7 protein-coding genes and 1 riboswitch are annotated in these 13,096 nt (G+C 55.1%); all 7 genes read right to left on the bottom strand.

Annotated elements, in window-relative coordinates:
• Positions 1–34 precede the first annotated feature (34 nt).
• Positions 35–2,536: an ABC transporter permease gene (locus BLP78_RS10090; protein WP_090458894.1), complete on the bottom strand. Its 2,502-nt coding sequence runs from the start codon at positions 2,534–2,536 to the stop codon at positions 35–37.
• 486 nt (positions 2,537–3,022) lie between these two features.
• Positions 3,023–4,900: an allophanate hydrolase gene (gene atzF, locus BLP78_RS10085; protein ID WP_090458891.1), complete on the bottom strand. Its 1,878-nt coding sequence runs from the start codon at positions 4,898–4,900 to the stop codon at positions 3,023–3,025.
• A 1-nt stretch (position 4,901) separates the two neighbouring features.
• Entirely contained in the window at positions 4,902–8,609 is a 3,708-nt protein-coding gene (gene uca / locus BLP78_RS10080; protein WP_090458889.1) for an urea carboxylase, read from the bottom strand.
• Positions 8,610–8,745: 136 nt separating this feature from the next.
• Entirely contained in the window at positions 8,746–9,429 is a 684-nt protein-coding gene (locus tag BLP78_RS10075) for an urea amidolyase associated protein UAAP2 (RefSeq protein WP_090458886.1), read from the bottom strand.
• Positions 9,426–10,157 (bottom strand): urea amidolyase associated protein UAAP1, encoded by a 732-nt coding sequence (locus BLP78_RS10070; protein WP_090458885.1) that lies wholly within the window; start codon positions 10,155–10,157, stop codon positions 9,426–9,428. The genes BLP78_RS10075 and BLP78_RS10070 overlap by 4 nt, the downstream gene beginning before the upstream one ends.
• A gap of 63 nt (positions 10,158–10,220) precedes the next feature.
• Positions 10,221–11,696: an APC family permease gene (locus BLP78_RS10065; RefSeq protein ID WP_090458932.1), complete on the bottom strand. Its 1,476-nt coding sequence runs from the start codon at positions 11,694–11,696 to the stop codon at positions 10,221–10,223.
• Between the two features lie 210 nt (positions 11,697–11,906).
• Positions 11,907–12,010: riboswitch (guanidine-I (ykkC/yxkD leader) on the bottom strand.
• Positions 12,011–12,179: 169 nt separating this feature from the next.
• Positions 12,180–12,794: an O-methyltransferase gene (locus BLP78_RS10055; protein WP_371128873.1), complete on the bottom strand. Its 615-nt coding sequence runs from the start codon at positions 12,792–12,794 to the stop codon at positions 12,180–12,182.
• Positions 12,795–13,096: the final 302 nt, after the last annotated feature.

Raw genomic sequence — 13,096 nt, 5'->3', positions numbered from 1 at the left:
TTAAATCAGAAGCAACAAAACTGATGATTTTTCATCAAACTTTACGCAATGTCATAAGCGGCGGCGTCGAGAGTGCGGAGCGAGTGCCCATCAACCCCGCTGCAGTTACGCCCACAACCCCTGCAAATAAGCCGGTTAGCCATATCCACGGATTGAACGTATAGCTCAGATTCAACGCGTATTCTCCAACGACATAGCCCAGCGCGTTGGCGCCTGCCGCCGCGAAAAGCCCGGCAAGGCCGCCCAATATGGCGAATTCGGCTGCCCATGCGCCCGCGAGTTGCCGGCGCTTCGCGCCCAACGTGCGAAAAATGGCGGCCTCATGAATTCGCTCATCCTGAGTAGAAACAATGGCGGCATACAACACCGTCAGTCCCGCCAGTAATGTAAAAAGGAAAACAAATTCGATCGCTTTGGTCACTTGTTCAATTACCTTCTGGACCTGGCTGATAATGTTCGCAACGTCGAGCACAAGCAGGTTGGGAAAAGCCTTGATCAGCTGATTCGTCACTTCTATCTGCTGAGATGGCAGATGGAAACTGGTGATATAGCTCACCGGGTATTTCTCCAGCACACCCGGCGGCGTTACTACAAAAAAATTGACGCGAAACGAATCCCAATTTACTTTTCGCAGGCTGGTCACCTTTGCGGTAAATACACTGCCTGCCACATCGTAAGTCAGACTATCGCCCAGCTTGATGCCGATCGTCTTCGCGATATCCGCCTCCACGGACAATTCCGCTTTTCCACTGTCCCCCTTTTTCCACCAGTGACCGCTGACAATCTGATTGTCACTCTGCATTTCGTCCGCCCAGGACAGATTGAACTCACGTTCCACGAGGCGTTTGGCGCGGATGTCCGCATATTCACCCGACGCTATCGACTTGCCATTGATCTCCGTCAAGCGTCCGCGCACCATTGGAAAGACGGGCGGGCGTTCCATCTTATGCTGGCTAAAAAATGCCGCCAGCGGTTGCAATTGGTCTTCCTGTATATTTATCAGAAAATGATTGGGTGCATCCGGCGGCAGGCTAGTGCGCCAGTCCTGCAGCAGATCATCCCGGATGAGCGTCAGCGCGAGCATCGCCATCAGCCCTAATCCCAATGCGACGGCCTGAACCACGCTGGAAGTCGCGCGCCGGCGGATACTTGCCAATCCGTAACGCCATGCGCCCGCTGTATGAACACGCATGTGTGTCAGGGCCTTTAACAGCAGCCATCCAATCAAACCAAAAACCGCGATCGCAGCAACGAATCCGCCTATGACAGACACACCCAGGCGCACGTCCCCAGCTTTCCATAAAAACAATATCGACAATGCAGCCAATCCCAGCGCATACCCGGTAATGCTAAAGGTATTCGGCATACCGATATCGCGACGTAATACGCGCAGCGCCGGCACGCTTCGCAAATTGAGCAGGGGCGGCAATGCAAACCCAAGTAGCAACACCATGCCGGTCAGCAACCCGTGCACGCCGGGCCATATGCTGGGCCACGGCAATTCAGCTTCCACCAACCCAGAAAGCCAGAAAGTCAGCGCCTCCTGCGAAACAAAACCGAGCAGGCATCCTGCCCCGCTGGCGATCAGCCCCAGTGTAATAAAATGATACAGGTACAGGCGTAGCATGGACCCCTGGCTGGCGCCCAGGCAACGCATGACCGCGCAACCGTCAAGATGGCGCTGAGTGAAACGACGTACGGCAAGCGCTACCGCCGCAGCCGCCAGCACTACGCTCGCCAGCGCGGCCAGGCTGAGGAATTTTTCCGCGCGCTCGAGAGCGGCTTTGATTTCGGGACGAGCATCGCGAATCCCCTCTATCCTTTCCCCAAGCATCAAATGCGATTGAGCCCATCTCCGGAAATTCTCCACGTCGCCGGATTCTCCGGAAACCAGAAGACGATAGCCGATCCGGCTACCCTCCTGCACCAGTCCGGTTGCGGGCAGGTCGGCTGCATTAATCAGCACCCGGGGCCTCAGGTTGAGGAAGCCGATGGAATAATCCGGCTCCTGCGTTATCAGTGCGGCAACAGTCAGGTGTACCGCGCCCACCTCTATCTTATCGCCGCGATGGAGATCAAGGCGGACCATGAGCTTCTCATCCACCCACGCCGAACCAGGCGCCGGAATTGCATTTGCAACCCGCGTGGACTCCGGGGATACATTGCTGAAGTCGTCGGTGATACGTAAGGTGCCGCGCAAAGGATAACCGGCGGTAACCGCTTTGATCTCCGTCAATAAATTGCTCTCCCCCTTCCCGGTCATACTGGGGAATTTAAGCGCAGTGGAAACAGCCAGCCCCAGCCGTTTCGCTTCATCGGCATAACGCGGGGCCAGCGGATGGTCTGAAAAAACGATCAGGTCTGCGCCCAGCAACTGGTTGCCCTGGCGGGAAAGTGCCAATTGCACGCGGTCCGCAAAAAACCCGACCGTGGTCATCCCACCGATCGCAATAACCAGCGCGAACGTCAGCACGCGCAGCTCCCCCGCGCGCCAATCGCGGCGAAGCATCCGGAAAGAAAGCTTGATAATGTTCATGGAACCTTGCTGTAAGTACAGTGGCTAATCATTTGTGAGTGCTCAGGAACTCTTTTCGTTAAATCTTGTTACGACTTCGCACTAACGCTGATGCCGATCGAGAATATTCATGGCGGTCATGGCGACACCGAAAAGCAAGCTATAACCATAATGGCAAAATTCACCGGTGTTCACAACCATAATCAACAGCGTTCGAAGCTGGCAGTAGGTCGGGGCTCCGCCCGACGATCGGTAAAACGATGGCGGGCGCAGCCCGCCCTACGGTGAGCGTAATTTAATTTGGCGTTGCATAGTTGGTACAGTTTTTTACCCCATCCCCTTATCGCTTCCAAACAGGCGTCAATCGCCGCCCTTCTCTATTGAAGGTATTCATAGCGTACAGGTTTCTGCTGGTGAGCGTTCCGGATAATCAGCGGTAGGTCGGGCTCCGCCCGACGATCAATGGAACGATGGCGGGCGAAGCCCGCCCACCGTAAGCGTAATTAATCAGGTGTTGCCTAGCTGTTGCATGTAAGCTCGCCAGCCTCCAAACCGGCTGATATCCTCCGCATCTGCCACAGCATAACCCTCACACAGAAAGCTCTGCACTGCGTCGCCATTTGCCAGGGTAATGGTACCGATGCCCAGAGGCGCAGGAATACCGACCACAAAACTGCCGAATTCCCGCGTGGGCAATTCCCACACTTCGACTTCGATGGCGCTTCCTTGTTCATTTCTTTCCGCCCGCACCAATCCGGGACGATAGGGCGGCCCGCCCGGTAGTGCGTAAAACTTATAGTCTGGTGAAGTCGTGGTACTCAACACCAAACATCCGCCGCGGCTGGTCAGCTGTCCATTCAACGGGAGACCGGACAAGTGCGCGCCACAAACCGCCACGCGTACGTGGCCGGGCTGCTGATCGGATCGCGGTGCGTCTGATGAGCCCGAGGTCAGGAGCTGTTCCCCCAAGCCCTCTGCTCGCAGGGAAAGGCCGGTTGCCCCAAGGGGAAGCGCATAGGCTTGTTGCAGACGCCCTGCGAGATGCAGCAGCATCTCATCCTGATGTGCCGGCGCTGCAAGGGTTATGCCGAACGGTAGCCCACCATCTTGAAAACCAGCGGGCACCGCTACCGCTGAATAGTCCAGCAGATTCATGAAGTTAGTGTAGTAGCCAAGATTTGCATTGAGGCGCATGGGGTCCTGCTGCATCGCCTGGATTGTATAAATGGTTCCGGCGGTTGGCGTCAGCAGACAATCCACTTCAGTCCAGACTCGATCAGTCTGCTGTTTAAGTCCACGCAAGCGGTATATCCCGTTATAGGCGTCGGCAGCTGAGTACCGTTTGGCGCTACCCATTATTTCCCGCACGGGCGCAATGATCTGCTCGCTATGCGAATCAAAAAATTGCTGAATCGCCGCATAACGCTCGGCCACCCAAGGGCCTTCATAGAGCAAGCGCGCTGCTTCCAGAAAAGGCGCAAAGTCTATCTCAACGGATTTGCCGCCCAGGCCTTGCAGTTTTACGATAGCCTCGCCAAACAATCGTTCATACTCTTGATTGCCGAAGAATTGCAATTGGTCCTTACGGGGAACACCAAAGCGAAAACCGCGTTCCGAAAAGCGCTGTGTAGCCGACTCATGGCCACAACCTTGTCTCGCCCGCGAATAAATATCTTCGGCATCGTAACCGGCGGTGACTTCAAGAACTCGCTCAGCATCATCTGCGGTAAGGGCAAAGATGGAAACACAGTCAAGCGAGCGACAGGCGGGCACCACTCCGCGCGTCGAAAGCCAGCCCCCGGTTGGCTTATACCCGATAAGATTATTGAATGCGGCGGGCACTCTGCCGGAACCGGCCGTGTCGGTTCCCAGGCTGAAACATACCCAGCCTTTCGCCAAGGCCACCGCCGAGCCGGAGCTCGACCCACCCGAAATATAATCGGGATTGAATACATTGCGGCAAGCCCCGTAAGGAGAGCGAGTCCCATTTAACCCGGTTGCGAACTGATCGAGATTGGTTTTGCCGATGGGAATCGCGCCCGCGTCGATCAATCTCTGCACCACCGTTGCGCTGCGCTGCGGCGTATAGGCAAAACCCGGGCACGCTGCCGTGGTCGGTGCGCCTGCCAGATCGATGTTGTCCTTGATGGCGAAAGGAACGCCGTACAGCGACAGCGCCGCCTTATCCACGGTCCTGGCCTTGGCCTCCACCGCGCGGGCATAACCCCTCAAGGTTTCAAGCGGCAGTTTATATATCCATGCATGGCCGGCATCGTTCTGGATGAGGGCATGCACCGCTTCGACCATTTGGCCGGGCGTTAACTCGCCGCTGGCATAGCGCTGCAGCACCGAGGGTATATCACCCAAAGGCATCAATTCGTTCAAGTTAATCCTCCTGAATCACCAGCAGCAACTGGCCGGCGGACACATGGCCGCCTACCTTGCAGAAAAACTGACCAATCGTGCCGCTCACTATCGCTTCCACGGCAAACTCCATTTTCATCGATTCAACGATAAGAACCGGCGTTCCTGCTTCGACATGCTGCCTCTCGTCGACCAGCAGTTTCCATACCGTGCCGGTCACGTGCGAGCTGATCGCATGCGCTCCATCCGGAAGGTCCAGTTCGCTTTGCGCATCGGCTTCCTCAAGCGTAACCTCGTCCACATATTCGACTTTGCCCTCGGCATCCCAGCGTTCACGCTCGGCTTCAAACGCAGCTTGCTGTTTTGCCTTGAAAGCGCTGATCGACGCCGCATTCTCTTGCAGAAAGGCATTATATTGTTTCAAACTGAAGCGGTTTTCTTCCACGCGCAGCTTGAAGTGCCCAGTAATGAAATCGCGGCGCAGCTTGAGCAACTCGCTCTCGCTAACTGGATAGAATCTGATCTGATCGAAGAATCGCAGCAGCCAGGGTTTGCCATCCTTGAAATCGGCGGTCTGGCGATAACGATTCCACATCTGTACGGTGCGCCCGACAAACTGGTAACCGCCAGGGCCTTCCATGCCATATATGCATAGATAAGCCCCGCCTATGCCTACCGCGTTTTCAGGCGTCCAGGTACGTGCGGGGTTATACTTCGTAGTGACCAGACGGTGGCGGGGATCGACTGGGGTCGCGACCGGCGCACCCAGGTATACATCACCCAGACCCATCACAAGGTAGCTCGCCTCGAACAGGATACGCTGCACTTCCTCGATGCTGTCCAGCCCGTTTATCCGGCGAATGAATTCGATATTGCTCGGGCACCATGGTGCGTCGCTTCGCACGGATTGCATGTATTTATCGATCGCCAACCGCGTTGCCGCGTCATCCCATGACAGCGGCAAATGCACGATGCGTGTGGGAATCTCCAGGTGTTCGATGTCCGGCAGCTTCTTTTCCGCTGCAATCAAAGAATCCAGCAGCTTATCCCGCGCCAGCAGGCGTGAATCGAAATGGATTTGCAAAGACCGGATGCCGGGCGTCAGATCCAGGATGCCTTTCAGGCTGCCGTTATCGAGAGCAGCCTGAACCCATTCCATGAGGGCATGCGCACGGAAGCGCAGATTGAGATCAAGTTCAGGCGGGCCATATTCAACCAGCAGGTTCTTGTCACCCGCTTGGCGATACGCTACCTGTATCTGCTGGGCAGCCTGCGGGATAACGTGGAGGATGGGTGTCGTTGTCGTTGTCGTTGTTGTCGTTGTTGTCGCCACTGCTGTGGCCGGTGTTTTCCGTTCGATTTCCAGCGGAATGGCTTTCGGCACCCGGAGGTTTTCAACGGTGGCATCCTGCAATTTTTCGAGTGCAAGCGCCTCGTCCATTGAAACCCGGCGAAAACGCACGCTATCGCCCGGCTTGAGCTGGCCCATTTTCCACAATTCAGCCTGAATTATCGTGACGGGACAGACAAACCCACCCAGGCTTGGACCATCCGGACCAAGGATCACGGGCATATCGCCAGTAAAATCCACCGTGCCGATAGCATATGCATTGTCATGGATGTTGGACGGATGCAGTCCCGCTTCACCGCCATCGCTTCTTGCCCACTTTGGTTTGGGACCGATCAGGCGCACGCCACTGCGACTTGAATTGTAGTGAACCTCCCAATCAACAGCGAAGAGTGTCCGAATATCCTCTTCGGTAAAAAAATCCGGCGCGCCGTGCGGGCCATAAAGCACGCCGATTTCCCATTTATCACTGTAATAGGGAACCAACTCCTCCGATAATATGTTCTGTGTACCGTTTGCACGGGCACTGCGGGTGTCATCATGATCTGAAGTATCACTGGCATCGGCCGCAACGATATGCAGCACATCGCCGGTAAGCAGAGTCCGCCCAGCGTGGCCGCCAAACTGTCCGAGGGTAAAGGTGGATTTGCTGCCCAGATAGTCAGGAACCTGGAAACCGCCCTGAACCGCCAGATAGGCGCGGCAGCCATTGCTCACGAGCTTTCCGAATTTTAATATTGCACCCGCCTTGACCGAATACGATCGCCAAAAGGTCAGTGGCTCGCCATCCAGGCGCACCTCCATCGGCGCGCCGCACACCGCAATCATAGAGTCGCAGTTGAAACGCAGTGTCGGGCCGGCCAGGGTGATCTCGAGCCCGGCTTTATCTTCGGCGTTTGCAACCAGCCGATTAGCCAGACGGAAGGCCAACCCATCCATCGGGCCGGATAACGGCACGCCGATATTCCAGTAGCCCGTTCGCCCTGGGTAATCCTGTACCGTGGTCTGTACGCCGGGGCTCATCACATCGACGGTATGAGCGAAATAACGGAAACCATTCAGGAAGCTCGTCGTGTGCTGTCCGCCGCGAAACACCGCACCGCGCAGGATCTGCTTGAGATAACCCACGTTGGTTTCAATGCCGTTGAGCGCGGTAGCGTCCAGTGCGGCCAGGAGCCTGGCGATGGCTTGCTCACGGTCTGCCGCGTGCACGATTATTTTCGCCAGCATCGGATCATAAAACGGTGAGACCTCGACGCCGCGTTCCACCCAGGTTTCAACCCGCGCCACAGCCGCGGGCGGAAATTGCGCCGAGGTGAGCGTACCGCAGGATGGCTGAAAATCCTTCGTGGGATTCTCAGCGTATACCCGCACTTGAATTGACGCGCCGCGCGGCTCGATATGGAACGAATCCAGGGACGGCAACTCTCCGGCAGCCTGCCGAACCATCCACTCTACCAGGTCGATACCGGTCACCTCCTCTGTCACGCCATGCTCGACCTGCAACCGGGTATTTACCTCAAGGAAATAAAATTCGCTGGTGGAGGCATCGAAAATATATTCCACCGTACCGGCCGACTGATAGTTGACCGTTTTACCCAAACGTACCGCTGCATCCAGTAGCGCCTGGCGCACACGCGAAGGCAAGTGGGGTGCCGGCGTTTCTTCGATCACCTTCTGGTTGCGCCGCTGCATGGAACAGTCACGCTCGCCCAGCGCGATGACCCCACCCTTACCGTCGCCAAAAATCTGGACTTCGATATGGCGAGCATTCTCCACATATTTTTCCAGAAACAGACCCGCATCCTTGAAATTATTTTGCGCCAGGTATTTCACTGATTCATAGGCGGCACTCAGCTCTTCCCCGTTCCAGCACAACCGCATGCCGATACCGCCCCCTCCCGCGGTGCTTTTAAGCATGACTGGATAGCCGATGTGGGCCGCCTGACGGAGTGCATCTTCCAGGTCATCCAAAAGACCGGTTCCCGGCAGCAGCGGCACCTGGTTCTGCAAAGCCAGTTCCCGTGCCGTATGTTTCAGCCCGAACGCACGCATCTGCTGCGGGCTGGGGCCGATGAAGCAAATGCCATGTGCAGCGCATTGCTCGGCAAAGTCCGCTTTTTCGCTGAGGAAGCCGTAGCCGGGATGAATAGCCTTGGCGCCCGAGTGTGAGGCGACTTCCAGTATCTTGTCGGCACGCAGATAGCTTTCCGCAGCGACGCCGCTACCGATACAGTATGCCTCATCGGCTTCTATCACATGCTGCGACAGCGCATCGGCATCCGTATAGACTGCCACGCTTTTCACGCCGATTCGGCGCAGCGTACGGATGATGCGACAGGCGATGGCGCCGCGATTAGCTATCAATACCTTCTTAAACATGGTCTATTTCCTGTTTAGTCCTGCTCGATTGCCGCATGATGCGCGCGAACCTCTGCTGCAGATCGCCCTCGTAATTCGAAGGAATCACAATGGCGATCTGCAAGATCCCCGCAATCCACTCGCAACTCGGGAATGATTAATCAAACGACATGTCTTCGGGATCATCCCAGATCAGGAGACGTATCGGTGTAGGGTTGTAGGCGTTGCACGGATTGTTCAGTTGCGGACAGTTCGAAATCAGCACGATCACATCCATTTCAGCTCTCATTTCCACATATTTGAATGGAGCGGACATGCCATCCGCAAACTCCAGGCCGCCGGCCTCCGACACGGGTACGTTCATGAAGAAATTGATGTTGCTGGGCAGATCGCGCTTGCTCATGCCGAGATGCTCACAAACCGGTTCATGAGCCAGCGCATGCAGAAAGTTGTCGCGGCAACTGTGCATCGGAAATTTTTCCAGCCCATACCGGACCGTATTGCTCTCCGCAGCGCACGCCCCACCTATGGTGTCATGCCGTCCGCATGTATCCGCCACGATATCGAGCATGACATTGCCGTAGTTGGAATACAGCTTGCTGCCGGTTGTCAGATAGAGCTTCTTCTGGCGGCGGATGGTATCGGTGGCGCTGTATCGCTCAAAGGCGTGGGATGCGTTGTAGAACAATGTGTCGACCGCCTGGTTACCGCCCAGATCGACAATGCGAAATACCTGTTTCTCTGTCAGCAGCCTGACCCAAGGCTCACCCGCCGGGCAGACTTCGTCCACCGTTGCCGTTTCGGGATCAAGCCTGCTTTCCACAAATTGCTTCTTGCTCATGCCGCACCTCCATGACAAGCGTATAAATTCCGGGTATTCAGCAGCGCGCGCGCGTTCTCGGCAATGCGCGTGCAATCCGCTATCACCGACGGCGGCGTCACAAAAGCTGCCAGGTTGACCGCTCCCGGCTGATAGGTTTTTGACGGATCAAGCGGGTGTGGCGCAGCGGATAACACCATCAGCGTATCCATTTCGAAACTCAGATCCACATAATCTCCCGCCTTGCTGCTGCCGGGATGGAACGCCAGTTCACCGGATGAATTGGCGGTTACCTTACTGAAGAAATTGATATTGGATACGACATCACGTATGCCCAGCCCCCATTTCCCTAATTCGATCAGCATGCCATCCAGCCCGTTACGAAACATCTCGTTACGGTGCTCCTCGAACCGCGCCGTACCATATCTCTGGCGTATCGATTCAGCATCACTCATGCCGCACACGGTGTCGTGCCACCCGGCGGTATCTTCGGTAATGCAACAGAAAATACGACCCATATCCGAATGACAGGCATGTCCCTTGGTCAAACGGAACGTATGTTGAGTTTTGAGTGTATCGGCCATGTTGTAACGTTCCAGTTTTTCCTCCTGATTAAAAAATAGTACGGCGGCATTGGCTCGTCCTATCACGTTCACCAGGCGTAGTGTCATACCCCGACGCACAATGCCAGACCAGTGGCACCCGCCGGGGATGTGCTGTTCCCAAATCAATGCATCCGGTTGCTTCATGTTTTTCTCCTCATCGTAATAAATTTTTGGTTGAATGAATTTCGAGAAGGCTGATATCACACTTCATTTGGATAAAATCTTTTTTTCAAAATCTTTTTTCTGCGTTCGGGACATCAGGATATGAAGAGTCGTTATCCCCAGGATAACGCTCAGCACCAGAGGCACCGCCCAAAGCTGCCACCAGGGTGCGTTGGGTGCAACCGCATAGGCACGCGGCCAGGCAATGTTGACGAATTCAAACACCGACCAGGCAAAAGCTACCAAGTTGATCAGCAGCCCCCAGATACCAAGCTTGAGCTCACCGAGAGCCGGATTCCAGCGGCCGGAGAGGCGAGCGTACAAGCCCACGCCGGTGGTCATGGAAAACATGGCGTAGAGTCCCCCCGTACCGAACGCAATCACCGTAGCCACGGCGCCATCATTCAACCCGAACAGCAACCCAAGCGCGGACATCGATACCGTGCATACCACTGCATTGCGCGGCGTCTTGTCGGGCGCCAACCGGCTTAACACGGCGGGCATATTGCCTTCACGAGCCATCGAATAAATGATGCGCGACGTGTACTTCACCACAGATGCCCCACAGGCCAGAAAGGCGATCATGACAATACCCAGAAACGGTTTCGCCGCCCACGCGCCAAAACTGGCGATGATCACCGGCGTGATCGGGTCGGACGTCGCGCTGGCAATCAGCGTATCGCGATCGAAAGCCAGCGTCAGCGCCGCGGAATTGAACAGCACGACTGACCCCACCATGCATAGCGAAAAGAAGACCGCGCGCGGCACCATGCGCTTGGGATCATGCGTTTCTTCGGCAATGGTGGAACAGGCATCAAAACCGATAAACGCCCAGCCCGCGATGGCAAGTGCCGCCAGAAAGGCGCTGATCTCATCGGGCGCAGTGCCCGTGCCCAAATGCTGAAACAACTCTGAAAATGAATGCTGCCGAAAAAGGAGAAACAGCAACAGAGCGACACCCACTGACCCGATCATCTCCGCATAAACGCCCAATGAAATGATCAGCTTGAAAATATTGATGTGCGCCAGGTTGATCAACGTACAGAGCAATAGAAATACTGCGCCCCACACCACCAGCCCAAGCCCTGTTTCACTCTCTGATCCGGCAAAGAGGGAAAGCCAGACTCCCCCGGTATAGGCGGTTGTGGTCAGCATTGCAACCGTGGAGCTGACGTATATCACGCCGGCGTATTTACCGGTGATGACCCCACCGAGCTGATGCGCCCATTTGTAAGCGCCACCGGCGATTGGAAACTGCGAGGAAAGCTCCGCGTAAACGGTGGCCACAAGCAATTGCATCACGAGGCAGAGTATCAGCGCGCCAAACCAGCCACCGCCTGTTACGACAGTCTGCACGCCAATAATGGCGTAGAGCCCAACTACCGGCGAAACAACGGCGAAGCCAAGGATGAGGCTACTCCAGACACTCATGCTACGGTGGAGTTTATCGGCGATGACGGGCGACGCTGCAGCAACGGTGGCAGCGGGAGGAGGCGTATACCGGTTCTTCCTCATTGGCATGATGCCCATCTCGAAAAAAGCGGAACAACAATCATGCCTGGCCGATGATTCACGCGCCAACTCATGCTGGAAAAGCGCCGTTCGAGAGGCCCAAGCAGGCCCCAACGCTATCAATTGTTGCAAAAAGGGGAAAAAAAATCGAAAAGAAGTGCATGACCGGTCTCCTTTATCAGCGGATCAAATTCCAAGAGTTAATGTATTACTTACATTATCTCCCGGGCTTTTATCCCTCCGTGGAGCCTCGTCACGACGAAGCCGGAAACTCTCGGACCAGACACTTTCAGCAGAAAGCCGGAACCCTAGTTTCGCTTTACTTCAACCGCGCTACACTGCGGTGTATTTCTTTAAAGAAGTTGCAATTCGGGTGCAACTGTTTCAGGTACAAAATAATTTTACACACCTCATCCAAAAAAGCAATACTTAACCTTTGAATAAGCCCAGTCCGCCGCAGCAGCGGGCTTAGCTTGCTATCCCGTGTTCTCATTACATCGCTTTTTTACGCGCAACGACAACTCCATCACGAGTTGGATTTATAAAAGCATCAAACTCGGGATCGTTAAAAATGAGTGAATTGTGTTCGAGAATGGCTTCCGTCCAGCCGGGAACAATATCGACATAATGCTCCAGCGCCACCCTTCCATGCCAAAGCACATTATCAGCGATGTAAAGACCGCCGGGGCGAATCCGGTCTTTAGCCATACGCCAGATCTGGGGATAATCGCCCTTGTCGGCGTCGTTGTAACAAATATCGAATATTCCTTCGGTCTGCGCGAACGTCTCCTGCGCGGTTCCAACACGGAAATCGATTCTCTGCGCTAAATCCGCAGACTCGAGATATTGCTCGGCCTTCTCTTTGTTGAGAGGATCTCCATCGGTACAAATCACTCGTCCATCCGCACCCGCTGCCTTCGCAAACCAGTAGGCGGAGTAACCATAGCCGCTGCCGAACTCGAATATACGTTTCGCATTGACAGTCTTTGCCAGGGTTTCCAGAAAAACACCCACCAGACGACCTACGATAGGAAAATTGTTTTTCTCCGCTACAGCTTCCATTTCGGCCAGAACTGGATGATCGGTTTGGCTAACCAAACTGCGCATGTATTTTTCAATTGCCGGATTAACCGGGGCTAATACGACGGGATTTGAAACGGTAGGAGATTGCATTTCGATGATTGCTCCCAAGAAACAAACAGGAATGGAAACTGCCCGCTGAAGCTCAATTCAGTGGTTGACTCTACGCTCAACGCAAGGAGGGGTCAACGGCAACGGCGGGTCAGCGCGTGGGTTGGCTCGTCCTCAATGGCGCATGCCTGTGGGTAAGCTTTTATATCGTTGAGACCTTCGAATTCACTGCTATGCTGTGCAGATAGAATGTCAGAATCAATTGAAATCTGGGATCC

This window comes from Nitrosospira sp. Nsp1, from assembly GCF_900100985.1.
Classification (GTDB): Bacteria; Pseudomonadota; Gammaproteobacteria; order Burkholderiales; family Nitrosomonadaceae; genus Nitrosospira.
This window is presented reverse-complemented; position numbering and strand designations above follow the sequence as displayed.